22 protein-coding genes and 1 riboswitch are annotated in these 25,367 nt (G+C 71.4%); of the genes, 9 read left to right on the forward strand and 13 right to left on the reverse strand.

The features are described from left to right. Positions 1-5 precede the first annotated feature (5 nt). Positions 6-2,015: a sigma-54-dependent Fis family transcriptional regulator gene (locus NYO99_RS08240; protein ID WP_268166684.1), complete on the reverse strand. Its 2,010-nt coding sequence runs from the start codon at positions 2,013-2,015 to the stop codon at positions 6-8. Between the two features lie 284 nt (positions 2,016-2,299). Here NYO99_RS08240 and exaC point away from each other — a divergent pair, with 284 nt between their 5' ends. Further along, on the forward strand, positions 2,300-3,823 hold the full coding sequence (exaC, locus tag NYO99_RS08245; RefSeq protein ID WP_268166685.1) for an acetaldehyde dehydrogenase ExaC: 1,524 nt from the start codon (positions 2,300-2,302) through the stop codon (positions 3,821-3,823). 77 nt (positions 3,824-3,900) lie between these two features. Next, positions 3,901-4,311: a DUF779 domain-containing protein gene (locus NYO99_RS08250; protein WP_268166686.1), complete on the forward strand. Its 411-nt coding sequence runs from the start codon at positions 3,901-3,903 to the stop codon at positions 4,309-4,311. 8 nt (positions 4,312-4,319) lie between these two features. Here NYO99_RS08250 and NYO99_RS08255 read toward each other — a convergent pair whose 3' ends face one another. Then, positions 4,320-4,970 carry a PEP-CTERM sorting domain-containing protein gene (locus tag NYO99_RS08255; RefSeq protein ID WP_268166687.1) on the reverse strand — a complete coding sequence of 217 codons (651 nt, stop codon included), beginning with the start codon at positions 4,968-4,970 and terminating at the stop codon, positions 4,320-4,322. A gap of 135 nt (positions 4,971-5,105) precedes the next feature. Next, positions 5,106-6,062, reverse strand: a complete 957-nt coding sequence (locus NYO99_RS08260) for a sodium-dependent bicarbonate transport family permease (RefSeq protein WP_268166688.1) — start codon at positions 6,060-6,062, stop codon at positions 5,106-5,108. 75 nt (positions 6,063-6,137) lie between these two features. Here NYO99_RS08260 and NYO99_RS08265 point away from each other — a divergent pair, with 75 nt between their 5' ends. Then, positions 6,138-7,079, forward strand: a complete 942-nt coding sequence (locus NYO99_RS08265; protein ID WP_268166689.1) for a LysR family transcriptional regulator — start codon at positions 6,138-6,140, stop codon at positions 7,077-7,079. A 17-nt stretch (positions 7,080-7,096) separates the two neighbouring features. Here the strand turns inward: NYO99_RS08265 and NYO99_RS08270 are convergent, their stop codons facing one another. After that, positions 7,097-9,061 carry a phosphatase PAP2 family protein gene (locus NYO99_RS08270; protein ID WP_268166690.1) on the reverse strand — a complete coding sequence of 655 codons (1,965 nt, stop codon included), beginning with the start codon at positions 9,059-9,061 and terminating at the stop codon, positions 7,097-7,099. Positions 9,062-9,164: 103 nt separating this feature from the next. Further along, complete coding sequence (locus NYO99_RS08275) at positions 9,165-10,427, reverse strand: glycerophosphodiester phosphodiesterase family protein (RefSeq protein WP_268166691.1); 1,263 nt, start codon at positions 10,425-10,427, stop codon at positions 9,165-9,167. A 176-nt stretch (positions 10,428-10,603) separates the two neighbouring features. Between NYO99_RS08275 and NYO99_RS08280 the strand changes: the two genes are divergently transcribed. Continuing rightward, positions 10,604-11,071, forward strand: a complete 468-nt coding sequence (locus NYO99_RS08280; protein ID WP_268166692.1) for a M15 family metallopeptidase — start codon at positions 10,604-10,606, stop codon at positions 11,069-11,071. Here NYO99_RS08280 and NYO99_RS08285 read toward each other — a convergent pair whose 3' ends face one another. The 4 genes from NYO99_RS08285 to murQ are packed head-to-tail and all read right to left on the reverse strand — an operon-like array spanning position 11,072 to position 15,657. Further along, complete coding sequence (locus NYO99_RS08285) at positions 11,072-12,370, reverse strand: glycoside hydrolase family 10-like protein (RefSeq protein WP_268166694.1); 1,299 nt, start codon at positions 12,368-12,370, stop codon at positions 11,072-11,074. It lies immediately after the preceding gene. Between the two features lie 4 nt (positions 12,371-12,374). After that, the gene (locus tag NYO99_RS08290) at positions 12,375-13,508 is read right to left on the reverse strand and encodes an acyltransferase family protein (RefSeq protein ID WP_268166695.1); all 1,134 of its coding nucleotides are present in this window, start codon (positions 13,506-13,508) and stop codon (positions 12,375-12,377) included. After that, entirely contained in the window at positions 13,505-14,779 is a 1,275-nt protein-coding gene (locus tag NYO99_RS08295) for an MFS transporter (protein WP_268166696.1), read from the reverse strand. Before NYO99_RS08295 ends, NYO99_RS08290 begins: the two co-directional genes overlap by 4 nt. Then, on the reverse strand, positions 14,776-15,657 hold the full coding sequence (murQ, locus tag NYO99_RS08300) for an N-acetylmuramic acid 6-phosphate etherase (RefSeq protein WP_268166698.1): 882 nt from the start codon (positions 15,655-15,657) through the stop codon (positions 14,776-14,778). The genes NYO99_RS08295 and murQ overlap by 4 nt, the downstream gene beginning before the upstream one ends. 204 nt (positions 15,658-15,861) lie before the next feature. Between murQ and NYO99_RS08305 the strand changes: the two genes are divergently transcribed. Together NYO99_RS08305 and NYO99_RS08310 are read left to right on the forward strand one after the other, a co-directional pair. Continuing rightward, entirely contained in the window at positions 15,862-16,389 is a 528-nt protein-coding gene (locus tag NYO99_RS08305; RefSeq protein ID WP_268166699.1) for a peroxiredoxin, read from the forward strand. Further along, complete coding sequence (locus NYO99_RS08310; RefSeq protein WP_422395483.1) at positions 16,386-17,765, forward strand: amidase; 1,380 nt, start codon at positions 16,386-16,388, stop codon at positions 17,763-17,765. The genes NYO99_RS08305 and NYO99_RS08310 overlap by 4 nt, the downstream gene beginning before the upstream one ends. Here NYO99_RS08310 and NYO99_RS08315 read toward each other — a convergent pair. Next, positions 17,755-18,234, reverse strand: coding sequence for a hypothetical protein (locus NYO99_RS08315; protein WP_268166700.1), 480 nt, complete (start codon positions 18,232-18,234; stop codon positions 17,755-17,757). The two genes, NYO99_RS08310 and NYO99_RS08315, sit on opposite strands and share 11 nt — an antisense overlap. Before the next feature lie 185 nt (positions 18,235-18,419). Here NYO99_RS08315 and NYO99_RS21345 point away from each other — a divergent pair, with 185 nt between their 5' ends. From NYO99_RS21345 to metW, 3 genes are all read left to right on the forward strand, one after another. Continuing rightward, complete coding sequence (locus tag NYO99_RS21345; protein WP_326494825.1) at positions 18,420-19,979, forward strand: methyl-accepting chemotaxis protein; 1,560 nt, start codon at positions 18,420-18,422, stop codon at positions 19,977-19,979. 2 nt (positions 19,980-19,981) lie between these two features. Next, a riboswitch (SAM riboswitch) is annotated at positions 19,982-20,057 on the forward strand. Between the two features lie 45 nt (positions 20,058-20,102). After that, complete coding sequence (metX, locus tag NYO99_RS08330; RefSeq protein ID WP_268166701.1) at positions 20,103-21,281, forward strand: homoserine O-succinyltransferase MetX; 1,179 nt, start codon at positions 20,103-20,105, stop codon at positions 21,279-21,281. Next, positions 21,278-21,853, forward strand: coding sequence for a methionine biosynthesis protein MetW (metW, locus tag NYO99_RS08335; RefSeq protein ID WP_268166702.1), 576 nt, complete (start codon positions 21,278-21,280; stop codon positions 21,851-21,853). The genes metX and metW overlap by 4 nt, the downstream gene beginning before the upstream one ends. A gap of 54 nt (positions 21,854-21,907) precedes the next feature. Here the strand turns inward: metW and NYO99_RS08340 are convergent, their stop codons facing one another. Genes NYO99_RS08340 through NYO99_RS08350 form a run of 3 tightly spaced genes read right to left on the reverse strand, consistent with a single transcriptional unit; the run spans position 21,908 to position 25,337 of the window. Further along, on the reverse strand, positions 21,908-22,135 hold the full coding sequence (locus tag NYO99_RS08340; RefSeq protein WP_268166703.1) for a hypothetical protein: 228 nt from the start codon (positions 22,133-22,135) through the stop codon (positions 21,908-21,910). 47 nt (positions 22,136-22,182) lie between these two features. Further along, positions 22,183-23,994, reverse strand: a complete 1,812-nt coding sequence (locus NYO99_RS08345) for an MORN repeat-containing protein (RefSeq protein WP_268166704.1) — start codon at positions 23,992-23,994, stop codon at positions 22,183-22,185. Continuing rightward, the gene (locus tag NYO99_RS08350; protein ID WP_268166705.1) at positions 23,991-25,337 is read right to left on the reverse strand and encodes a hypothetical protein; all 1,347 of its coding nucleotides are present in this window, start codon (positions 25,335-25,337) and stop codon (positions 23,991-23,993) included. The genes NYO99_RS08345 and NYO99_RS08350 overlap by 4 nt, the downstream gene beginning before the upstream one ends. Positions 25,338-25,367: the final 30 nt, after the last annotated feature.

Raw genomic sequence — 25,367 nt, forward strand, 5'->3', positions numbered from 1 at the left:
TCGCGCTAAGCGATGCGCCTGTACAGCGTGTTTCGGCTAATCCCCAACCTCCTCGCCGCCTCCGACACATTCCCCCCCGTCGCGGCCAACACCGCCCGGATTCGCGCGTCTGTCAGCCGCCGCAGATCCTCCGGCCCGTCGCCCTCGGCATCGCCGGCCGGCGCGGCAACCGCAGCCACCTCGCCCCCCGCCCCGCGCCCTGACACCTTCGCGCCGCGCGGGCTGTCCGCCGGCATCGCCGCCATCTCTGCCCGCACGTCATCCGGCAATTCCTCCGCCGTGATGACCTCTTCTCCATCCCCCAGCAGCGCCACCCCGGTCCTCACCACATTCGCCAGCTGCCGCACATTCCCCGGCCAGCGCAGGCGCGCAAATTCCGCCATCACCGCCTCATCCACCCGCAGCGCCCGCTCCGGCGCCTCGGCCTGCAAGAGCCGACCCACCAGCGCGGGCAAGTCACTGCGCTCGCGCAGCGGCGGCAGGGTCAGGGTCAGGCCGTTGAGCCGGTAGTACAGGTCTTCGCGGAAGCGGCCCGCGGCCACTTCGTCGGCCAGCCGGCGGTGGCTGGCGCAGATCAGCCGGAAGTCCACCGCCACCGTCGCGCCGCCGCCCAGCGGCGTCACTTCCCGCGCCTCCAGCACGCGCAGCAGCCGGGCCTGCAGGGCGAGCGGCATGTCGCCGATCTCGTCCAGGAACAGCGTGCCGCCGTGGGCCTCGCGGATGCGGCCCGGCGCGCCCTGGCGGCTGGCGCCGGTGAAGGCGCCGGGGCGGTAGCCGAAGAGCTCGGCTTCGATCAGCGTCTCGGGCAGTGCCGCGCAGTTGACGGCGACGAAGGGCTGGCTGCGCCGGGCGCTGCCGGCGTGCAGCGCGCGGGCCAGCACGTCCTTGCCGGTGCCCGTCTCGCCGTGCAGCAGCAGCGGGATGGCGGGCTTGTCGAGCACGCGGCGGGCGCGCGCCAGCGTGGCGTGGAAAGCGGCGTCGCCGGTGTCCAGCGCGGCGAGTGCGTCGGTGGCGGCGGGCGGTGTGGGGGGCGTGTGGGGCGCGGCGCGCGTGACGGCCGGTGTCGACAGCGCCACGGTGTGGCGCAGCGTGAGGCCGCGTTCCACGCGCAGCCACAGCGGGGCGCTGCCGCCGCCGCGTGGCAGCAGGCGCGGCGCGGCGCCCTGGGCCAGCAGGGCGCGCACGTCCAGCCCCAGTGCGCGCTCCACGGTGGCTGCGCCGATGTCGCGGCGGGCCAGGCCCAGCAGTTCCAGCGCGGCGGTGTTGGCGCCGGTCACCCAGCCGTCTTCGCTGACGGCCAGCAGGCCTTCGGTGACGCTGCCCAGGCCCTCGGCCTGCGGGTGCAGCCGCAGGTGCAGGCCGGCGGCGTGGCGGGCGGTAAAGAGCTGGTGCTCGATCATGCGGGCGCCGCTGCGCGCCAGCGCCAGCGTGTGGCGGTGGTAGCCGCGGCGGTCGCCGGAGATGTCCAGCACGCCGAGCAGCTGCCCTGCGGGGTCGGCGATGGGGGCGGCGGCGCAGGTGAGGAAGCCGTTGCGCGACAGGTAGTGCTCGCCGGCATGCACGACGAGCGGCTGGCCCTCGGCCAGCGCGGTGCCGATGGCGTTGGTGCCGCGCCATTGCTCGCTCCACACGGCGCCGGGCCGCAGCGCGACGCGGGCGGCGCGGTCGGCAAACGGGGCGTCGCCGCTGGCGTGCAGCAGCAGGCCGTGGGCGTCGGCCAGCAGCACGAGGCTGTCGCTGCCCTGCACCTGGTCGTGCAGGAAGGCCATCACGGGCTTGGCGTGGGCCATCAGCGTGTGGCGGTGTTCCAGCGCGCGGGCCAGCTGGGCGGCGCTGGCGTGGGGCGCGCCTTGCGGGCGGCCTTCGGGGGCGAGGCCGTAGTGGTCGCGGCAGCGGGCCCAGCTGGCCTGCAGCGGGCCGGCGATCAGGCCGCTGGCGACGGTGCCGGTGTCCAGCCACTGACGGCGGGCCTGGCGGATGCGGTCGGGCGGCGTTGGAGCCTCGGATGCGGGCATGGGGTGTCTCCAGTGCGGCGCCTCGGGAGGGCGCTCTGCGTGCCGGGCCAGCATGCCCGGCGAGCCGGACGCTAGCCTGACGCCGCGCGGCGTCAAGCGCTTGTGCCGCATTGGCGCAATGTGCCAGGGCAGGTGTGCCATTTCGTGACAGTCCGGCCGCGGGCGGCCCCGGGTTTGCGCCGCGTCAAGCCCGCGGCGGCGCAAGCGGCGCTGGCACGGGCTTTGCGCTGACGGGGGCAGCCCGGCCAACACGAGCCGGGCCCTTTTCATCGGAGACAAGCCCCATGACCGTTTACGCCGCACCCGGCCAAGCCGGCGCCAAGATCGCCTACAAGCCCCGTTACGACAACTTCATCGGCGGCAAGTTCCAGCCACCCGTGGAGGGCCAGTACTTCGACGTGATCTCGCCGATCAACGGCAAGGTCTACACCCAGGCCGCGCGCTCGGGCGCCGCGGACATCGAGCGGGCGCTGGACGCCGCCCATGCAGCCGCCGCCGGCTGGGCCGCCGTGCCGCCGGCCGAGCGCGCCAACATCCTGCTGAAGATTGCCGACCGGCTGGAAGCCAACCTGGAGCTGCTGGCCTACGCCGAGACCGTGGACAACGGCAAGCCCATCCGCGAGACGCTGAATGCCGACATCCCGCTGGCGGTGGACCACTTCCGCTACTTCGCCGGCTGCGTGCGGGCGCAGGAGGGCGCGCTCAGCGAGATCGACCACCACACCATCGCGTACCACTTCCACGAGCCGCTGGGCGTGGTGGGCCAGATCATTCCGTGGAACTTCCCCATCCTGATGGCGGCCTGGAAGCTGGCGCCCGCGCTGGGCGCCGGCAACTGCGTGGTGCTCAAGCCCGCGGAGAGCACGCCCATCAGCCTGCTGATCCTGACCGAGCTGATCGCCGACCTGCTGCCGCCGGGCGTGCTGAACATCGTCAACGGCTTCGGCCGCGAGGCCGGCATGCCGCTGGCCAACAGCAAGCGCATCGCCAAGATCGCGTTCACGGGCAGCACGGCCACCGGCAAGGTGATCGCGCAGGCGGCAGCCAGCAACCTGATCCCGGCGACGCTGGAGCTGGGCGGCAAGAGCCCCAACCTGTTCTTCGACGACGTGATGGCCGAGGACGACGCCTTCCTCGACAAGGCCATCGAGGGCCTGGTGCTGTTCGCGTTCAACCAGGGCGAGGTGTGCACCTGCCCCAGCCGCGCGCTGATCCAGGAAAGCATCTTCGACAAGTTCATGGACCGCGCCTTGAAGCGCGTGGCGGCCATCAAGCAGGGCAACCCGCTGGACACCGACACCATGATGGGCGCGCAGGCCTCGGCCATGCAGATGGACAAGATCGAGAGCTATCTGGCGCTGGGCAAGGACGAGGGCGCCAAGGTGCTGGCTGGCGGCAGCCGCGCGCAGCTGGGCGGTGACCTGGCCGGCGGCTACTACATCCAGCCCACGCTGTTCCAGGGCCACAACCAGATGCGCATCTTCCGCGAGGAGATCTTCGGCCCGGTGCTGGCGGTGACGACCTTCAAGACCGAGGCCGAGGCGCTGACCATCGCCAACGACACGCCCTATGGCCTGGGTGCCGGTGTGTGGACGCGCGACGGCAGCCGCGCCTACCGCCTGGGCCGTGCCATCCAGGCCGGCCGCGTGTGGACGAACTGCTACCACGCCTACCCGGCCCATGCCGCGTTCGGCGGCTACAAGGAATCGGGCATCGGCCGCGAAACCCACAAGGCCATGCTCGACCACTACCAGCAGACCAAGAACCTGCTGGTGAGCTACAGCCCGAACGCCTTGGGCTTCTTCTGATCGCCACCCGCGACCAGCAGGCAGGGGGCGGCTACAGCTGCCCCCTTTTTTCTTGGACCCGGTCTGAGCCCATGCCCATGCCTACGCCCATGAGCCCGACGATTCCCCGCGTGCAGGCCAGCGCGGCGGCGCTGCAACTCATTGCCGAGCTGCGCGCCGCGCATGGCGACATCCTGTTCTACCAGTCGCACGGCTGCTGCCTGGGCAGCGCGCCGCTGTGCTTCACGGTGCAGGAGCTGCGCCTGAGCGAGAGCGACCGCCGCCTGGGCGAGGCCGGCGGCGTGCCGGTGTACGCCAGCGTGTCGCAGTGCGACTACCTGGCCGGCCTGCAGATGACGCTGGACGTGGCGCCCGGTGACAGCGGCAGCTTCGGGCTGGAGGACGGCTCGGGCCAGCACTTCGTCGCCCGGCTGCGGCTATGGACGGACGACGAGCTCCCACACCTGGCGCCCATCACGGCGGTCGACCCCGCCGCCACGCCGCGCTGACGCGGGCGTCAGCGGCGCCGCCGGCCCAGGGCCAGCAGCCCGAGCGCCAGCGCCGCCAGCGGCAGCGTGCCGGGCAGGGGCACGGTGTTGCCGTCGCCGCGCAGGGCCACGCGCAGGTTGTCCAGCGTGGTCTCTTCGTTGCCGCCGCTGCCCTCGTGGGCTTCGGTCCAGCGGAAGCCGGTGATGGCGCGGTCGGCAACAACGCCAACGAAGATGCTGGCGCCGGTGGCGTTGCCGGCGATCTCCAGCAGTTCGGTGCTGCCGTCGCTGAAGGTGAACAGCAGCTGGCCGGTATCGACCGCCGTGCTGCTGTTGCCGGGGATGGACTCGAAGCTGCCGATGTCCAGCGCCACGGCGCGGTAGGGCAACGCGTACTGGGCCTCGTAATAGACGTTGCCGTTGTCGCGCCCGCCCAGCGCGAAAGCCGCCGGGTCGACGCCGAAGACTTCGAGCCGCTGGGTGTTGCTCGTCAAGCTCATGCCGGGCAGCAGCGTCTCGCCGAACAGGCTGGTGCCTGCCGCGTAGCCGGAGAAATCCTGCGTCTGCACGGCGCCGGTGAGGGCGGCCTGCCAAGTGGCCAGGTCGGTGTAGATGCTGACGGCGGCAGCGTGGGCGGTTCCTGCGGCAAGCAGCGCGAGAGCAGCGAGAGAGCGGCGCATGGAAGTCTCCTGAGGCGTGACAGACCGCGATTGGGCGCGGCGCCCCGCCACGCGGCCACCCCACATGTTTGGGGGCACCCCGCGGACATGCGCCCCGCGGCCTGCCGATGCGGGATGGCGGCGAGCCCGCGCGGGTCAGAGCACCCGCTGCGCCACCGCCGTGTAGACCGGGATGCCCACCAGGATGTTGAGCGGGAAGGTCAGCCCCAGCGACATGCCGAAGTACAGCGCCGGCCGCGCCTCGGGGATGGCGATGCGCACCACCGCCGGCACGGCGATGTAGGACGCGCTGGCCGCCAGCACCATCAGCAGCGCGCCATTGCCCACCGACAGGCCGCAGGCCGAGGCCAGCGCCAGCGCCAGCGCGGCATGCACGGGCGGCGCGATCAGCGCGTAGGCCAGCAGCCGGGGCGACTCGCCGCGCAGCGAGCCCACGTTGCGCGCGGCCAGCAGGCCCATGTCGAGCAGGAAGAAGGCGAGCATGCCCTTGAACAGGTCGCCGGTGAAGGGCTGCATCGCGGCCTCGCCCGAGGCGCCGGTGATCAGGCCCACGGCCATGGCGCCGATCAGCAGCAGCTGCGCGCCATCGGTCAGCGATTCATGCAGCACGGCCTTGAGGCTGTGCGAATGCGCCGTGCTGCCCTCGCGCTGGCGGGCCAGGTTGGCCAGCACCACGGCCATGATGATGGCTGGCGACTCCATCAGCGCCATGGCCGCCGCCATGTGGCCGCCGAAGGCGATGTCCTGGTTGCCCAGGTATTGCGTGGCGGTGATGAAGGTGACGGCGCTGACCGAGCCGTAGGTGGCTGCGATGGCCGCCGCGTCGAAGCGCGACACCAGCCGCTTCAGCAGCAGATAGCCCACGGCCGGCACCACGACGGCCAGCAGCAGCGCGCAGCCCAGGCTGACGGCCACCTCGGCCGTGAGGCCCGACTTGGCGAGGGCGAAGCCGCCTTTCAGGCCCAGCGCCATCAGCAGGTACAGCGACAGGAAGCGCGCGATGGGCTGGGGGATCTCGAGGTTGGATTTGACGGCGCCGGCCAGCAGGCCGAAGACGAAGAACAGGATGGCGGGATCGAGGAAGTTCTGCATGGCGGGGCGCGATGATGCGCAGGCCGGGGCTTCTGCACAATTGATGGATGTCGATGCCATTCATCGGATATGCCAATGCATGAAGCGCCGCCCCCGGGGCTGGAGAAGGCCTGGCGGGCCAACTGGCCGCAGCTGCGCAGCCTGGAGGCCACGGTGCGCCTGGGCGGCGTGGGCCGCGCGGCGCGAGCCCTGCACCTGGCGCAGCCCACGGTCTCCACGCAGCTCAAGGAGTTGGCGGCCAGCCTGGGCCTGGTGCTGTTCGAGCCGCACGGCCGGGGCCTGGCGCCCACGGCGGTGGCTGTGCAGCTGGCCGAGGCGGTGCGCGACATGGCCGCGCGCTGGCAGCGCTTCGAGGAAGATGCCGCCGCGCTGCAGGGCCTGCGCCAGGGGCGGCTGCGCATTGCGGCCGTCACGACGACCGAATACTTCCTGCCCGACCTGCTGGGCCCGTTTGCCCGCGCCTACCCGGGCATCCGCATCGAGCTGGCGGTGGAGAACCGCGACGCGGTCGTGGCCCGGCTGGAGCGTGGCGACGACGAACTGGCCGCCATGATGCGGCCGCCCGCACACCTGCCGCTGGCGCGCTGGCCTTTTCTGGAGAACCCGCTGGTGTTCATCGCCGCGCAGGACCACCCGCTGGCCGCGCGCCGCCGGCTGCGGCTTCAGGATCTGGCGAGCGAGCCGCTGCTGGTGCGCGAGACCGGCTCGGGCACGCGTGCCGTGCTGGAGGAGGCGCTGGCCGAGCACGGCATGGCCTGGCCGCCGCGCATGGCGCTGGGCAGCAACGAGGCCATCAAGCACGCGGTGCGGGCGGGGCTGGGGCTGGCGCTGCTGTCGCGCCATACGCTGGCGGCCGACCCGGCCAGCGAGGGGCTGGTGGTGCTGCCGGTGGCGGGCTTTCCGCTGCGCCGGCAGTGGGTGCTGGTGTGGCGGCAGGACCGCGCGCTGTCGCTGCCGGCGCGCACGCTGCTGGACGACCTGCGCACACGGCTGCGCGTGCGCGCCGCGCCGCCCTGACGGCGCGGTGCGCGGCCTCAGCCGCGGCGGCGGCGGGCCATGGCGCCGATGACAGCCAGGCCGCCCACCAGCAGCGCCCAGGTCTGCGGCTCGGGCACGGCGCTGATCTGGAAGCTCACGCCGTGGTCGTTGTAGCTCAGCGTGGTGTTCCACAGGCTGGCGTCGACGCCGGTCAGCTCGACGCTGTCGAAGCGCCCCTGCAGCGCACCGCCGGACGTGCTGATCAGCTGAAAGGCCACGCCTCCCAACACCTGGCCGGCGCTGGCCAGGTTCAGGCGCAGCGTGCCGTCCAGTTGCGTCAGGCCGCTGACCATCAGTGCGCCACCCACGCTGGGCATGTCCACCACGTACTCGAACGTGGCGCCGTCGGCCAGCGTCAGGTTGCCGCCGATCTGCAGATTGCCCGGCGCGTAGTCCACCAGCGTCGCACCGCCGGCCACGCTGACGTGGCCGCTGCCCAGCGCATGGGCTGATGCGGCCACCAGCTCGCCGCCCATGACGCTGACGCCGCCGCTGAAGCTGTTGTTGCCGGTCAGCGCCAGGCTGCCGTCGCCCTGCTTGACAAGGCCGCCCGCGCCGCCGATGTCGTTGTGCCAGGCGTCGCGCGCGGCCATGCCGCCGTCGGCGCTGTCCATGACGACGGTGACCGTGTTGTCGAAGCGGCCGTAGCCGTCGCCGGCAGCGTAGAGGTTGAGGCGACCCCAGCCCTCGGCGTCATCGGTGACGGCGTGGCCGGAGGCGATGGCGGTGGTGCGCAGCACCTCGCGGCGCTGCTCGGCGCTGAGGTAGTTGAGCTTGGTCTCCAGCAGCACCTCGGCGCCCTTGGGCACGACGGCGTCTACGTTCAGCGCCTGAGTCGTGGGCAGGCCGTAGGTCATGCGAAAGGTGTACAGGTCGCGGTTGGCGCGGTTGGTGGCGACCGCCGCCGCGTCCAGGCCGTCGAAGCGGCCGGCGCTGGCGCCGGCCATCAGGGCGGCGCCCTGCGCGCGCGCCTCGGCCTTCAACGTGGCATTGCCGGCCTCGTAGAGCTTGGCGGCCGACAGCGCCGTGCCCAGCATGCGGCCGCCGATGACGTCCAGCGGCAGGTGCTGGCCGGCCACGATGCGCAGGTCGCCCATCTCGGACGCGTTCAGCAGGAGAGACGAGAAGCGTTCGGGCGCTGCATAGGCCAGCGCGATGCTGGCCAGGTAGGCAGCGTTGGTGTGGCCGCTGACGAAGCCGCCGTCGGAGGTCGGCGTCGTGCTGCGCACGGCCATCAACGAGGGCGCGACGACGACGCTGCTGTTGTAGTCGGGGAAGTAGGTCAGCGGCTTGCTGAGGTCGGGCGTGCCGTCGGCCAGCACGGCCGTCGTGTAGCCGGTGGACTCCAGGCCGGTGGCTGTGACGGTGGCGCCGTCATCGCTCAGCCGCCATGGGCGCGGCGAGTTGAAGTAGTTCTTGGACGGGTTGGACGAGGTGTTGCTGCCGCGCAGCGTGTTCACCAGCGTGACCATCTTGCCCACGGTGGCGGAGGTGGTGTCGCCGGCGCCGTTGCTCTTGTCGTCGTACTTGGCCGTGTTGGCCAGGCCCAGCGAGGTTATGGTGGTGAAGGCGCCGGCGGCCGACTGGAAGGCGGCGGCACGGTCACCCAGGCCGGCGATGGCCGAGAAGCTCTGGTGGCGGCGGTCGTTGTAGTAGGCGGCCAACTCCTGCTCGGCCGTGCGGTTGCGCGTGACCTGGATGACATAGGCCTGGTTGGCGGCCAGCACCGGCGCGCCCAGCGCGGTGGCCGAGCCGGTGTTCCAGGCCGTGCCGGTGGTCCACAGCTGGCTGTAGCCCTGCAGCAGGTGGACGGCCGCATTGTTGGCAACGCTCTGGTTGGCGGTGGTGTTGGTGTTGTAGCTGTCGACGAACACCGACACGTCGGCACGCGCGCCGGCCGCGAAGGCGGCCAGGGCAAGGGCGATGCTCAGGGGGCGCAGGGTGGGTGGGAGGAGAGGCATGGCGTGACCGCGGGGCGTGAATGACGGGAGGCGCCATTGCAGCGCCCAGTGGTGACGCCAACATGAAACGGCGTTTCGGAAACGCCGTCAAACGGATCAGGCCTCAGCGCTGCCCGGTGCAGTTGGCGTAGAAGCTGGTGGTGGCCGGCCAGTCGGAGAACACACCCAGCACGCCCACCTGCTCGGCCAGTACGTCCAGCACGCGGTAGACGTCGCCCTCGCGCTTGATGGCGCTGTCGAAGGTCTGGAAGTAGAAGCCGTTGCCGCCGTCGGCCAGGATGCCGCTGCGCTCCAGCGTCCAGGTGATGATGTCCAGGCCGGCGGCGCGGGCGTCGCGGGCGTACTGCGAGGGCAGCAGGTTGCCGCTGGTGTCGGCCGTCAGCAGCGCGAACAGCGGCGGCGCGACGATGCGGATGCCCTGCGCGCGGTAGGCGCGCAGCTGCTGGGCGGTGGGCAGGTCGGCCACGGTGTTGGCGTCGTCCAGGTAGACGGCCTGGCGGCCGTAGGCGGGTTCGTTGTTGACCCAGTACAGCACGTCGTTGATGTCGAAGCTCTGCGGCCACAGGTCGCGCGGCGGCACGCCGGCTGCCTTGTGCTCGTCGATCATCTTCTGCGCGTAGGCGGCCTGGCTGAAGCCGTCGAAGGGCATGGGCACGCTGGGCGACTTGAGCTCCGGCGTCATCTTCACGCCCAGCTGCTTGAACAGCGCGATGGCCTCCTTCAGCGTCAGCAGCGTGCCGCTGGTGGGACCGGCCTGCATGTCGGTGCGCCAGTTGGCGGTGCCGGCCATGTACTCGGCCACGCTGCGGGCGCGCGGGTTGAAGGCGTCCATCTTGCCGCGCAGGGTCTTGAACTCGGCCAGCGTCAGCTCCGACGTGCGGCACTCGGCGGCGGCCGGGGCCACCAGCGTGCCGGCGGCGTCGAACACGGCCGGCGTGAACGGCTTGATGCATTTGGCCGCCAGCGGCGTGGCCAGGATGTTGGTGGTGGTGTGCAGGTCGTTCTGCGCGTGGCGGCAGACCAGGGCCTTGTCCTTGGTGAAGGTCACGTCGCACTCGACGATGCCCGCGCCGCTGCGCGCAGCCGCCACATAGCTCTCGCGCGTGTGCTCGGGGTACTGCAGCGGCGCGCCGCGGTGGCCGATGGAGAACAGCGTGGGCTTGAACTCGTCGCGCCGCGCGGCGCAGTGCTGCAGCCGGCGCTTGAGCGGGCTGTCGGCCATGTCGTCGGCCAGGAAGAAGGGGCGCGGGCCGAGCTGCACGCTGCCGACGCTGGCGCGGCGCTCGGCGTCGTGGTCATGGGCGCTGGCCGGCAGGCTGGCAGCGGCCAGCGTCAGCAGGGCCAGGTGGGCGAGGAAGCGGCGCATGGGTGTCTCCGTGGATCAGGTGGCGGCACGCTAGGCAGGCGCGATGAAGGCGGCATGACAGGCGGGCCATGACGCTGCGAGTTAGGGGGCCGCGCGCCGGCCTCCCCCGCGCTGTGGATGTGCGCCGCGAGGCCGGCGGGTAGAACCCGCGCCAGCCATCCCACAGGAGAGCCACCATGCCCCAGTTCACCCTCGGCAACCGCTCGCTGGCCGAGCTCAAGGGCGTCCACGCCGACCTGGTGGCGGTCGTCAAACGCGCCATCCAGCTGACGGTGCAGGACTTCTCGGTGCACGACGGCATCCGCACCGTGGCCGAGCAGCAGCAGCTGATCGCGGCCGGGGCCTCGCAGACCATGGACTCGCGCCACCTCACCGGCCACGCGGTGGACCTGGTGCCCTATGTGAACGGCAAGCTGCGCTGGGAGTGGGACCCGATCTACGTGATCGCCGATGCGGTGCGCATGGCGGCGCGCGAGAAGGGCATCCCGCTGCGCTGGGGCGGTGCCTGGGACGTGGATTTCACCGCCTCCGACGACACGCCCGAGGACCTGGTGGCCGCCTACGTGGCGCGGCGCAAGAAGCAGGGGCTGCGGGCCTTCATCGACGGCCCGCACTACGAGCTGCCCAAGGCCTTCTACCCCTGATCAGGGCGCGGCGTAGGCGCCGTTGCGCAGCGCGTCGGCGATGCCCTTGCGGTTCTGCGCCAGCGCCACCATCGAGAAATGGATGTGGCCGCTGCCCGGCGACAGCCGGCGGATGCTGTCGATCTGGCCGCTGATCTCGCTGGCCGGCCAGCTCTGCGGTGTGTCGTTGATGCGGCTGGTGAACAGGCCCGGGTGGATGGGGCGGTCCAGCGGGTTCAGCGCGCGCCAGGTCTGCAGCAGCACGTCGAAGGCCTGGGCCGTCTGCGCACGCGGCCAGTAGAGCTGCGGGGCGAGGTAGTCCAGCCAGCCCTCGCGCAGCCACAGCTCCACGTCGGCGTAGAGCTTGTCGTACTGGCTGAAGCCGGCGATGCCGGGCGGCCGCGCGGCCGGCTTGGGCAGGCCGAAGGGGCTGATGCCCACGCGCGTGCCGGGCCGCACCTCGTGCGCCAGCGCGTACAGGCGCTGCACCAGGCGGTTGACGTTGTCCCGCCGCCAGTCGTGCCGGGCCAGCGTGCCGCCCTGGGCGAGGTAGGCCTGCCAGCTGGGCTCGTCGGGGAAGTCGACTTCCTGCTTGGTGGCGGGGTCGGTGACGGGGTAGGGGTAGAAGTAGTCGTCGATGTGCACGCCGTCCACGGCGTAGCGGCTCAAGCAGTCGCGCACGACGGCCAGCGTGTGCTCGGCGGCGGCGGGCTCGCCGGGGTCCATCCAGAGCTGGTCGCCATAGCGCTTCACCCAGGCCGGGCGGCTGCGGCTGACGTGGTTCTCGGCGGCCGCCGAGCGGCCGGCGTTCTGCCGCGCGCGGTAGGGGTTGAACCAGGCATGCAGCTCCAGCCCGCGCGCCTTGGCCTCGGTCAGCCAGACGGCCAGCGGGTCGTAGCCCGGGTGGCGGCCCTGGGTGCCGGTGAGGTACTCGCTCCACGGTTCCAGCGCCGACTCGTACAGCGCGTCCGCGCTCGTGCGCACCTGCAGGATGAGCGCGTTCAGCCCCGTGCGTTTCGCGGCGTCGCACAGCGCGCGGATCTCGGCCTGCTGGGCCTCGGCGCTGAGGCCGGGCTTGCTGGGCCAGTCGATGTTGGCGACCGTGGCCACCCAGGCGGCCCGCCACTCGCGCGGCGGCGCGGGTGGCAGCGCGGGCGCGGCCGTGGGGGCGGGGTCTTGCACGGGCAGCGGCGCGCCCAGCGCGGCTTCGCCGGGCGAGGGGGGTGCGGGCGGGGCCGGCGGGAGCAGCGGCGCCGGGGAGCTGGCGCAGCCGCCCAGCACGGGCAGGCTGGCCAGGCTGAGGAGGTGTCGGCGTTTCATGGCTTCAGACTTTCACGAACCAGCGCTGGCGATGCATCAGCCAGGCCACGGCGTACATGACGGCCACAAAGCCCAGCGCATGCAGCAGCGAGGCGTTCTTGGCGCCGATGTCCAGGTCCAGCAGCGGCTGGTAGAGGTGGCGGCCCAGGCTGCGGCCGTCAGCCAGCTTGAGCGTGTACAACAGCTTGGCGAGCAGGCCCGACAGCGCGAACAGGAACAGCGCGTTCATGCCGAACACCACCAGTGGCTGCAGCCGCCGCGCCCAGCGCTGGCGCGACAGCGGCTGGGGCTGCGCGTCCAGCAGCCAGTAGAGGCTCGCAAACACGATCAGCGCCCAGCCCGCCATCGCGAACACGAAGCTCGGCGTCCACAGCGACTTGTTGATGGGCATCAGCCACGCATCCAGCACCTGGCCCAGCCACACCGCGGCCAGGCCGGCGAGCATCCAGGTCATGGCCTTCTCGGCGGGCTGCCGGTTGGAGGCGAGCACGTAGCCGCCCAGCACGCCCAGCAACTGCGAGGCCACGGCCGGCAGCGTGGAGAGCAGGCCTTCGGGGTCCCAGGTCTTGGCCTGGCGCCACAGGTGGCCGTCCATCAGCTGGCGGTCCAGCCAGGCGCCCACATCCTTGCCCGGCTCCAGCACGCCGGTGTGGACCACGCCGTCGGCGTCGGGCACGGGCACGCACAGCTGCACCGCCGCGTAGACCGCCATCAGCCCCGCGGCCCACAGCGCCACGCCACGCGCACCGCACCACAGCACGATGGGCGCTGCCAGCAGCGTGCACAGGCCCAGGCGCTGCAGCACGCCGGGGATGCGCATCGTGCTGACGTCGAAGCTGGGGATGAGGTTGAGCAGCAGGCCGATGCCGATGATGAGCGCCGCGCGCCGCCAGGTGGCCAGCAGCAGCGCGGGCTTGTCGGCGCCAGCCTGGGCGCGGCGGGCCAGGCTGATGGTCATTGCCATGCCGCTGATGAACACGAAGAACGGGAACACCCAGTCCGTGAACGTCCAGCCGTGCCACGGCGCGTGCAGCAGCGGCGCGTAGACCTGGCCCCAGTCGCCCGGGTTGTTGACGAGCAGCATCGCCGCGATGGCGAAGCCGCGGAAGGCATCCAGGCTGAGGACGCGGCCGTTCACTCGACCTTCTTCCCGAAGCCGTCGGGGATCTTGATCAGCGCGGCCATCGCGACGCTGGGCACCGTGGCCACCAGCACCCACGCGAAGAAGGGCACGTAGCCGATGTGGTCCTGCAGCCAGCCGCTCCACATGCCGGGGATCATCATCCCGAGGGCCATGAAGCCGGTGCAGATCGCGTAGTGCGCCGTCTTCTGTGGGCCATCGGCCACGTGGATCATGTACATCAGGTAGGCCGTGAACCCCAGGCCGTAGCCGAACTGCTCGACGGCCAGCGCCGCGCTGATGACGGCCAGGCTGGTCGGGTGTGTCAGTGCCAGCACGAGGAAGGCCACGTTGGGCACGTGCATGGCCGCCACCAGCGGCCACAGCGCCTTCTTCAGGCCCACCTTGGAGATGACCCAGCCGCCGCACAGCCCGCCCAGCGTCAGCGCCGTCAGGCCGACGGTGCCGTAGGCAATGCCGACGTCCTTGGTCGACAGGCCCAGGCCGCCCTCGCTGACCGGGTCCAGCAGGAAGGGTGTGGCCAGCTTCAGCAGCTGCGCCTCGGGGAAGCGGTACAGCAGCAGGAAGCCCAGCACGACGAGGATGCCAGGCTTCTTGAAGTAGCTGGCGAACACCGCGAAGAACTCCGCCACCAGCCCACGCGCAGCCGCGCCGCCCGCGCCGCGCACATCCGCAGCCGGGCGCGGCAGCATCAGCCCGTGCCACAGCGCCAGCAGCACGAACAGCCCGCCCAGCAGCCAGAACACCCAGGTCCAGGCCTGCGCCGCGCTGCCGGTGCGCTCGGTCAGTTCGCCGGCCAGGTAGACCAGCCCGCCCTGGCCGCCGATGTTGGCCAGCCGGTAGAAGGTGGAGCGCACGCCGACGAACGCGGCCTGCTGGTGCTGCGGCAGCGCGAGCATGTAGTAGCCGTCGGCCGCGATGTCGTGCGAGGCCGACGCGAACGCCATCAGCCAGAACACCGCCAGCGACATCTGGAAGGCGCGCTCCATCGGCAGCGTCAGCGCCACGCCCGCGAGCGCCGCGCCGATGAAGAACTGCAGCACCGTGACCCAGGCCCGCTTGGTGCCGAACAGCTCGGCCAGCGGCGACCACAGCGGCTTGATGACCCAGGGCAGGTAGAGCCAGCTGGTGTAGAGCGCGATGTCGGTGTTGGAGATGCCGAGGTTCTTGTACATGACGACCGACAGGGTCATCACGACGACATACGGGATGCCCTGCGCGAAATACAGCGTGGGGATCCACGCCCACGGTGAGCGCTGCCCGCTCATGCGCCGAGCGCCCGGCTCACGCTGCCGTCGGCGGCGTCCAGCAAGGCCCGCGCGTCGCTGGCCGACACACCGCGCTTGAGCATCACCAGCGCTGTCTTCACGTGATGGTCGCATTGCGCCAGAGCAGCCTGCGCCTGCGCCTCGCTCGCGCCCGACGCGCGCACCGTCAGCGCCAGCGCCCGCTTCACGAGCTTGGCGTTGGTGGCCTTCAGGTCCACCATCAGGTTGCCGTACACCTTGTTGAGCTTGACCATCAGCGCCGACGAGAAGGTGTTCAGCGCGATCTTCTGCGAGGTGCCGGCCTTCAGCCGCGTGCTCCCGGAGATGACCTCGGGCCCGGTGTCCAGCGTGATGCCAATCTCGGCCTGCTGGGTGACGGGCGCATCCGGGTTGTTGGCGAACGCGATGGTCAGCGCGCCGGCAGCGCGGGCGGCCTCGATGGCACCCAGCACATACGGCGTGCCGCCCGAGGCGGCCAGCAGCAGGGCCACGTCGTTCGGGCCGGGGTTCAGCGCGGCGAGGTCGGCGGCGCCCTGGGCGCGGTCGTCCTCGGCGCCCTCGACGGCGACGAACATCGCGCCCGCGCCGCCGGCCATCACGGCCACCGCCCGCTCGCGCGGCCACGAGAACGTGGGGTACAGCTCCACGCTGTCCAGCACGCCCAGCCGGCCCGAGGTGCCAGCGCCGGCATACAGCAGTCGCCCGCCGGCACGGATGCGCGGCAGCGCGGCATCCACGGCCGCGGCCAGTTGCGGTGCCGCCGCCTTCACGGCCGCGACGGCGGCGGTCTGGTCGGTGATGAAGGCGTCCAGCAGGGCCGGCGTGGCGTAGGTGTCCAGGTCGGGGTGGCGGTTGCTCGGGGTCTCGGTGTTCAGCATGGGGCGGCGGCAGCGGGGCTGGCGGCACTCTAGCCGCTGGCGCCGCGCGCTGACGAATGCCACCCGCCGGTGCGGCCATAACGGCAGGTAATCCGGCGCTGCAACGCGCCACAGCGCGAGGCCTGGGCCGGGCTTGACCGGGCGGATCGATGGGCTTTGTCGGCTTGGCTATCCTGCCGGCACCCGACCACGCGAGGTAGCTCCATGTCCCGACTGCTGACGGCCCTGCTTGCGGCCCTGTTCATCCCCACCGCCCATGCCGCGCTCGCCGTCGGCGCTCCGGCGCCGGACTTCACCACCGAAGCCGCCGTGGGCGGCCAGCCCTTCAAGTTCAAGCTCGCCGACGCGCTGAAGCAGGGCCCGGTGGTCGTCTACTTCTACCCCAAGGCCTTCACCAGCGGCTGCACCGTCGAGGCACATCAGTTCGCCGAGGCGACCGACAAGTTCAAGGCGCTCAACACCACCGTCATCGGCCTGTCCAACGACAACATCGAGACGCTGAAGAAGTTCAGCGTCGAAGCCTGCCGCAGCAAGTTCGCCGTCGGCGCCGATGCCGCGGGCAAGGTCATCAAGGCCTATGACGTGGAGCTCAAGATGGTGCCCGGCACCATGGCCGACCGCGTGTCCTACCTGATCTCGCCTGACGGCAAGGTCGCCGCCGTGCACGCCAGCATGAACCCCGACGGCCACATCGACGCGATGCTCAAGGCCGCCGAGAAGCTTAAGAAGTGATCGCCGCGCTGTCGGTTGCCGAGCTGCTGGCGGGCTACCGCAGCGGCGCGCTGTCACCCGTCGATGTGATGCAGGCCGTGCTCGCGCAGGCCGATGCGCGCGAAAGCCAGCTGCATGCGCTGTGCGCGCTGGACGCCGACGCTGCGCTGGCCGCCGCCCGCGCCAGCGAGGCCCGTTGGCGGGCCGGCACGCCGCTAGCGCTGGACGGTGTGCCCGTCACGCTGAAAGAGAACATCGCCGTGCCGGGCGCGGCCTACCGGCTGGGCACGGCCGCCACGCCCGCCGATGCGGTGGCCGGTTTTGAGGCCCCACCCGCCGCCCGGCTGCGCGAGGCGGGGGCCATCGCGTGGGCCCGCACCACCATGCCTGACTACGGCATGTTGAGTTCGGGCCTGAGCAGCCTTTACGCCGAGCCGGCGCGCAACCCCTGGGACACGGCGCTCACGCCGGGCGGCTCCAGCGCCGGTGCCGCCGCCGCGGCTGCCGGCGGCTATGGCCCGCTGCACCTGGGCACCGACATCGGCGGTTCCATCCGGCTGCCGGCGGGCTGGTGCGGCCTCGTGGGCCTCAAACCCAGCCATGGCCGCGTTCCCATCAAGCCGGGCTATGCCGGCCGCGTGGCCGGCCCGCTGACGCGCACGGTGGCCGACGCTGCCGCGATGCTGGCCGTGCTCGCGCAGCCCGACGCGCGCGACCCGACGCAGCTGCCGCCCGGCGACGTGGCCCCGCGGCCGATGGACGTGCGCGGCCTGCGCATCGGCCTGATGCTGGACGCCGGCTGGGGCGACGCCGTGCAGCCCGAGGTGCGGGAGGCCATCACGGCGGCCGCGCGCGCCTTCGAGCAGGTCGGTGCCATCGTCGAGCCGTTGGCCGGCTTCACCACGCGCGACATGGCCGACGGCATCGACCGCTTCTGGCGCATGCGCTCGTGGCTGGACATCTCGGCGCTGCCTGCGGCGCAGCGCGAGCGCGTGCTGCCCTACATCCTGGACTGGGTGGCGCCCGCTGCCGGCTACGACGGCGGGACGGTCTTCCACGGCTACAGCCAGATGCAGGCGCTGCGCGAGGCTGCCAACGCGGCCTGCGAGCCGTTCGACTTCGTGCTGTCGCCGGTGTCGCCCATGCCAGCCTATCCGGCCCGCCAGGCCAGCCCGCGGCACGACCCGGCGCGGCCCTTCGAGCACATCGCGTTCACGCTGCCGTTCAACATGAGTGAGCAGCCGGCACTGGCCATCAATGCCGGCTGCACGGCGGCGGGCTTGCCGATCGGTTTGCAGATCATTGGCCGGCGCTTTGACGATGCCGGCGTGCTGGCGCTGGGTGCGCTGTGGGAGCAGTGGCGGCCGGCGCCGCCGCCCTGGCCGTTCAGGGCCTGACGGGCGGGGCCTGTGCCGGCAGGCCGGCGGCCTTCAGGTCGGCATTGACCAGCGCCCAGGCGGCGTCGAAGGTGTCGGCGCGGCGCACAGGGCGGCTGGCCCGCCAGATGTCCATCAGCGCCGGCAAGCGCTCGATGCCGGGCAGGCCGGGCGGCACCAGAAACACCGTGGACACGGCCACGACACCCCGGCGCGCAAAGCTGTCGATGCTGGCCCGCAGTGCGGCCAGCGCATCGGCGTCCATCACCAGGCTGCTGCGGATCTCCAGCAGGTCGCCAAAGCGCCGGTCCTGCGGCAGGCGCTTGCCCGCCAGTGCGATGGCGCGCTTGGTGGCCGTCATCAGCGCGGCGTCGAACGGGCCCTCGGCCACCGACAGCATCACCCGGCCGTACACGCCCACGCTGACGCGGCCGAAGCTTGTGCGCGTCGGCGTGCGTCGAAACGGGGGCAGGGCTTGCGAGGCATTCATGGCGGTGGTTGATTCTGCACCGCTCGACAGTGCCGTCAGGTGCCTGTTTGCGACACCCTGTCGACGGCTCGGGATTGCAGCCGTGAATTTGGCGCCCCGCTGTGTTCTGCGTCAATTGACCGGCGGTGGCAATTCACTACGATTTGATGAACCCGTCGCCCGAGCGGCCGAACAAGGAGACACCCATGAATATTGCGACCTGGATGCGTGGCTTCACCATCAGAACCCGCATGCACGGCGCCATCGCGATGGTGTTGTTCATGTTCGCGCTGCTGGGCCTGACCGGTTGGCTGGGCGGGCGCCAGCTGATGGCGCTGAACCTCGAGGTCACCACGCACGGCATCAACGAGCTCCAGCAGCTGGGTGCCATCCGCCAGGCGCTGGGCGAGCTGCGGCTGGAAGAGAAGCAGATGGTCATCGCCTATGAGGAGCCGGAGCAGGTCAAGCAGTTCCGCCAGCGCTGGGACGGTGCGGCGCAGCGGCTCGCGGCAGCGTTGAAGTCGCTGCAGGAAGCCAGCCGGGGCGAGAACCAGACCCTGTCCGCCGAGGCGCAGAAGTTCCTGGAGGACTATCGCAAGGGCGCGCAGCCGGTGCTGAGCCAGATCGAGTCCGGCGGCTTCGACACCGCGCGGGTGGCCGACCGCATGCTGAACCGGCCCAAGGCCGCGATGACCGAGATCGAGAAGCGCGTGGACCGGCTGGGCACTCTGGTGAATGAGCAGACGCGGGCGGCCGAGGCGGAGTTCCTCGCCGAGATGGGCCGCATCGGCTGGCGCTCGGCCGCCGTGCTGGCCATCGTGATGGTGCTGGTGGTGCCGCTGACACTGATCAACTCCGCCACCATCACCAGCCCGATGCGCTACGCCGGCACGGTGGCCAAGTCCATTGCCAGCGGTGACCTGAACAACCTCATCCGCGCCGAGGGGCGCGACGAGGCGGCCGACCTGTTGCGGGCGCTGGACGCCATGCAGGGCAGCCTGCGCGGGCTGGTGAGCCAGGTGAAAACCTCGGCGCAGAGCATCGAGACGGCCAGCAGCGAGGTGGCCTCGGGCAACCAGGACCTGAGCCAGCGCACCGAGCAGGCCGCGTCCAGCCTGCAGCAGACCACCAGCTCCATGGAAGACCTGACCAGCGGCGTGCGCCACGGCGCCGATGCGGCCAGCAAGGCGCGCCAGTTGGCGGCAGGTGCGGCCGAGGTGGCGCGGCGCGGCGGTCAGGAGGTGGGCGAGGTGGTCACGACGATGGACCAGATCAACGAGAGCTCGCGCCGCATTGCCGACATCGTGGGCCTGATCGACAGCATCGCCTTCCAGACCAACATCCTGGCGTTGAACGCCGCGGTGGAGGCGGCGCGCGCGGGTGAGCAGGGGCGTGGCTTTGCGGTGGTGGCCAGCGAGGTGCGGGCGCTGGCCCAGCGCTCGGCGGGCGCGGCGCGCGAGATCAAGACCTTGATCGCCGCCAGCGTGGACCGCACGGAGGCCGGCGCACGCCTCGTGCAGCATGCCGGCATGACGATGAACGAGATCGTCGAGAACGTGCAGAAGGTCAGCGACATGATTGGCGAGGTGGCCGAGGGCGCGGCCGACCAGAGCACCCGTATCAGCCAGATCAACAGCGCCGTCACGCAGCTGGACCACATGACGCAGCAGAACGCCGCGCTGGTGGAGGAATCCGCCGCCGCCGCCGACAGCCTGCGCCAGCAGCTGCAGCTGCTGACGGGCGCGGTGGCGCAGTTCAGGTTCTAGAATCCCGTCACAGCGCCGATTTGTTCCGGATTGCGGGCGCTCTACAAATGCCGCTAAACAGGGCGCTCCGGTCAACCGGCGTCCCGCAAGTGGCGCCGGTTTTGTTTTTTCTGGAGTGAGGCCATGACGGGCCGTAGCGTCGGCGACGTGTCGCCGCAGACTTTCCATTTCGACGAGCCGCTCAAGCTGCGCAGCGGCGCCAGCTTCGGGCCCTACGACCTCATGGTCGAGACCTATGGCCAGCTCAACGCCGAGCGCAGCAACGCGGTGCTGGTGTGCCATGCGCTGAACGCCAGCCACCATGTCGCCGGCACCTACGCCGGCCAGGCCAAGAGCGAGGGCTGGTGGGACAACCTCATCGGCCCGGGCAAGCCGCTGGACACCGACAAGTTCTTCGTCATCGGCGTCAACAACCTGGGCTCCTGCTTCGGCTCCACGGGGCCCATGCACATCAACCCGGCGACCGGCAAGGCCTGGGGCGCGGACTTTCCCGTCGTCACCGTGCACGACTGGGTGGACGCGCAGGCCCGCGTCGTCGAGCGCTTCGGCATCCTGAAGCTGGCGGCGGTGCTGGGCGGGTCCCTGGGCGGCATGCAGGCGCTGGACTGGGCGCTGCGCTACCCCGACCGCATGGCGCACTGCATCGCGATCGCGACGGCGCCCAACCTGTCGGCGCAGAACATCGCGTTCAACGAGGTGGCGCGCCGCGCCATCGTGACCGACCCCGACTTCCACGGCGGCCACTTCTACGAGCACGGCGTGGTGCCCAAGCGCGGCCTGCGCGTGGCGCGCATGATCGGCCACATCACCTACCTGTCCGACGACGTCATGGCCGAGAAGTTCGGCCGCGAGCTCAAGACCGGCGAGTTGGGCTACACGACGCAGGACATCGAGTTCCAGATCGAGAGCTACCTGCGCTACCAGGGCGACAAGTTCAGCGACTACTTCGACGCCAACACCTATCTGCTCATCACCCGCGCGCTGGACTACTTCGACCCGGCCGCCGCGCATGGTGGCGACCTGACGCGCGCGTTCGCCGCGGCCAAGGCCAAGTTCCTCGTCGCGAGCTTCACGACCGACTGGCGCTTCTCGCCGCAGCGCTCGCGCGAGATCGTCAAGGCATTGCTGGATAACCGGCTAGACGTGTCGTACGCGGAGATCGATGCGCCGCACGGCCATGACGCCTTCCTGCTGGACGACGCGCGCTACCACGGCGTGCTGCGCGCCTACTTCGAGCGCGTCGCCGGCAACCTGTGCCCGGCGGCGCGGCCGTCGCTGCAGATCAAGGGGGTGGCCGTATGAGCTTCGATCCCGCCATTGCGGCGCTGGTGCCGCCTGGCTCCCGCGTGCTGGACCTGGGCTGCGGCACCGGCGAGCTGCTGGAGCACCTCATCAAGCACAAGGGCTGCACCGGCTACGGCGTGGAGCTGGATGACGCCAACCTGCTGGCCTGCGTGAAGCGTGGCGTCAACGTCATCCAGCGCAACCTGGAAGAAGGCCTGTCCATCTTCGAGGACCAGAGCTTCGACGTCGTGCTGCAACTGGAAACGCTGCAGCACCTGCGCAATGCCGAGCAGATGCTCAAGGAGACGGCGCGCGTCGGCAAGATCGGCATCGTCAGCTTCCCCAACTTCGCACACTGGCCCAATCGGCTGCAGGTGGCGCTGGGCCGCATGCCCGTGACGCGCGCGCTGCCCTACGAGTGGTACGACACGCCCAACATCCGCGTCGGCACCTTCGCCGACTTCGGCGTGCTGGCGCGCAAGAACCGGCTCAAGATCCTGGACAGCTTCGGCCTGCAGAACGGTCAGGTGCACCGCACACTGCCCAACCTCACCGCCAGCGTGGCGGTGTTCAAGTTCGAAAGGGAATAGGCGCGCCTCGTCCGGTCCGCCGTGCCTGAACGCGCGGCGGCCCGGCGGCGGGGGTCAGCCCTTGCGGGCGGCCTTCTTGCCGGCCTTCTTGTGCTTGGCCTTGGCGCCCGCCTTCTTGGCGTTCTTCTTCAGGGCCTTCTTGCCCGTTTTGGCTGCCTTGGCGGCCTTGGCCTTGACGGTGGCGCTGGTGTGGGGCTGGCCGTGGGTCGGGCTGACGCGGGCCTCGGCGGGCACGGCCAGGAAGGCGATGGCCAGGGCAGCGGCGATGAGCAGGTGTTTCATGGGGTCCTTGGTCTCAGGGGTTCACAGTATCCCGGGCTGCGCCGGCCTCAGCCGCCCTTGCGGATGGTGTGGCCGTCGTCAGTGCGTTCGTCGTCCTTGAACACACCCTCCCAGCGGTCGCCGCTGGGCCAGTGGAAGGTGCCCTGGCCGTGCTTGAGGCCGCGGGCCCAGGCGCCTTCGTAGCGCTCGCCGCCCTTCCACGCGTACTTGCCCGTGCCGTGCGCCTTGCCGGCCTCGAACTCGCCCTCGTAGACGTCCCCGCTCGGGAAGACCATGCGGCCCTTGCCGTGCGGCAGGCCGGCGCTGAGCTGGCCCTCGTACTGGTTGCCGTTGGCAAAGCGCATCTTGCCGTTGCCTTGCGGCTTGTCCTGCACCCAGTCGCCCTCGTAGCGCTGGCCGCTGACCCAGGCATAGCTGCCCCGCCCGTGCGGCTGGCCCTGCTTGATCTGGCCGGTGTAGACGTCGCCGGACGCGTAGGTCATCTTGCCCTCGCCCTCGGGCTGGCCATCCACCAGGCTGCCCTCGAACTGGTTGCCGTTGGCGAAGGCCATCAGCCCCTTGCCGGTGGCGCGGTCATCCACCCAGTCGCCCTTGTAGCGTTGGCCGTTGGCCCAGCGGATTTCCCCCACGCCGTGGCGGCGGCTGCGCGTCAGCGGGCCTTCGTAGACGTCGCCGTTCTTCCATTCGACGCGGCCGGTGCCGCTGACCGTGTCGTCGTCCTCGCGCACGAACCGGCCGACGTAGCGCGTGTCGCCGGCCGTGCGGTCGAAGAGCTTGGGCTCGGGCGCCGCCGCAGCAGCAGCCGGCGGCGCGGCGGCCACCGGCGGCGTGGCGGTGGGTGCGGGCGCGTTCACGCTCGGGCGCGCGGCAGGCGTGGTTGCTGCGGCCGCAGTTGCCGCCACGGTGGCTGCGGTGGTTGCGGCCGTGGCCGTGGCGGGGCGCGCCCCCGGCGCAGCGGCAGGCGTCGCTGGCTTGCCGGCCGGGGCCGCGGCTGCGGTGGCCGGCGCCGGTGCTGCCTTGGGGGCGGGCGGCGCGCCGGGCAGTGGCGTGGACACCCAGGGCGTGCCGCGCTCGCGGGCCAGCGCGAGCGCGTTGTTCATCGCCAGTTCCTGCGCGTTGCCGCGGCACTGCGCAGCGGTGTCGCGCCACAGCGTCTCGCCGATCTGGCTTTGCGTCTGGCGTTCGGCCAGCGGCAGCGCGGCGGCACTGTTGCGCAGCTTGCCGGAGAACTCCCGCGCCCGCTCGAAGGGCGGCGCGCAGAACTCTGCGTTGTGGCCGTCCACTTCGCTCTGCTCGCGGCGTCGTTGCGCGGTCTGCTGCTGGCTGCCGCTGCATTGCTCGGCGGCCAGCTCCCACATGCCCTCGGCCTTGCGGTAGAGGCTGGCGGCGTCGGCGAAGCGGCGCTCGCTGAAGGCGGTGCCGGCCAATTCCTGCAGCGCGCTGGCGTCACGGTGGGCGCCTTCGCACTGGCTGCCGGCCTGCAGCTTCTCGACCAGCGCGTCATGGGCCTTTTGGCTGTCGGCGAGGTTGCGCTGGGCACGGTCGCGGGCGCGGCCGTCGCAGGCCGCGATGGCTGCGCCCCACTGCGCCACGGCCTCGTCGTAGAGCTTGACCTGGGTCTGCAGCGGCTGGTTCTGCGACTGGGCCGTGGCAGCCTTCAGGTCGGCCGACAGTGCGCGGCTGGTGAGCTGGGCGCAGCTGGGCGGCGGCGGGGCCGGCGTGGGGACGGGCTCGGGCAGGGAAGGCGCGGAGGCGGCCGGCTCCGGCGCGGACGCCGCAGGCTCGGGCGGTGTCTGGGCCTGCGCGGGCGCGGTCGCAGCGAGCGCCAGGCACAGCAGGGCAGCGAGTCGGACAGTCATTTCTTGCGTCGGCCCGATTCGGCGGGCATGTCGAGCATGGCGTCCACCAGGCCGCGCGAGAAGCGGCCGGCGCCGGGGTCGTCGGGGCTGTCGAACGAGAAGGCGGTCTGCGTGGAGGCCAGCGGCATGGCGCCGATCTGGGCCGCCAGCGTGTCGGCGCGGAAGCCACCCAGGATGGCCGTCACTTCGCCCTCGAAGCCGCGCCCGGCGGCCAGCTTGTTCAGCGCGGTCAGGCGGTCGGCGTCGAACAGCAGCGCGTTCTGCGCCAGGCTGCGTTCGATGAGCTTCTGGTGCAGCGTGAAACCGGCCAGTGGCGGCGCGCCGAGAGCGGCCATGCGCGTGAAGGCCCAGGCGTCGGCGCGCTCGAAGGCGGTGGCGGCGATGCGCGAGATGCCCGACAGCGAGCCGCGGTTGGCGGCCGCCGCCTGCATGACGTTGAGCACCTGCTGGCGGGTCAGGTTTTGCGCGGCATCCATCAGGCCTTCGCGCAGCTTCTGCGCGGCCAGCGCCCGGCCCTGCTCGATGAGCTGGTTTTTCAGGAACTCGCTGGCCACGTTCGCGGCCGCGCTCTTGGCGGCGCTGAGCGCTGCGTCGGCCGCCAGCGCGGCGGCCTTGACGCCCGAGGCCAGCGTGGCCAGGTTGTAGAGCGTGCCGGCGATCTTGACCGCGTAGTGGTAGGTCTTCATGCGCGCGCCGCCCTCCTCGGACAGGCCCTGCGTCCACAGCACCGCCCACAGGGCCTCGTCGGGCGTGGGCTCGGCCTGGATGACCTCCAGCGGGTGCAGGCTGAGCAGCCAGTGGTAGTCCTGCATCTGCGGCGTGTTGGGCGGCGCGAAGCGCGTGTAGCCGCGGCAGACCTCGAAGGGGTGGATCAGCACGGTCTTGCCGGCGGCCGTGCCGACGTTGAAGGGCTGGCCGGCGTCGCGCACCTCGGCCAGCCATTCCAGCAGTTGCTCGCCGTCGTCGCTGGCGCGCCCGGCAATGTTGACGAGGCGGGTGCCGGCGGGCAGCGGCGAGTCCTGTGTGACGGCGATGACGGTGAGGCGCTCATCCACCTGCAGCGCGCGCGCCCAGGCCACGCGGTCGTTGTCGCTCCAGCCGGCGCTGGTGGCCACCGCGAAGGGCAGCTCCCACTGCTTGTCGCAGTCCTTGTCCTTCAGCGCGGCGCTGCGGGCGATGGCCGGGCGGATGAGGCGTTCTCCGGCCCCGTAGGCCCGCATGCCGGCCAGCAGCTGCTCGTTGACCGGGCGGCCATCGTCCACGGTGAACTTGGGGCCGGAGGCGCAACCTGCCAGCAGCAGGCTGATGAGGGCGAGCAGGGCATGCAGCAGCTGACGTGTCATCGTGACCGGAGACTAAGTGGCGACTCTGCG

This window comes from Roseateles hydrophilus, from assembly GCF_026712245.1.
In the GTDB taxonomy this organism is placed as follows: domain Bacteria; phylum Pseudomonadota; class Gammaproteobacteria; order Burkholderiales; family Burkholderiaceae_C; genus Pelomonas; species Pelomonas hydrophilus.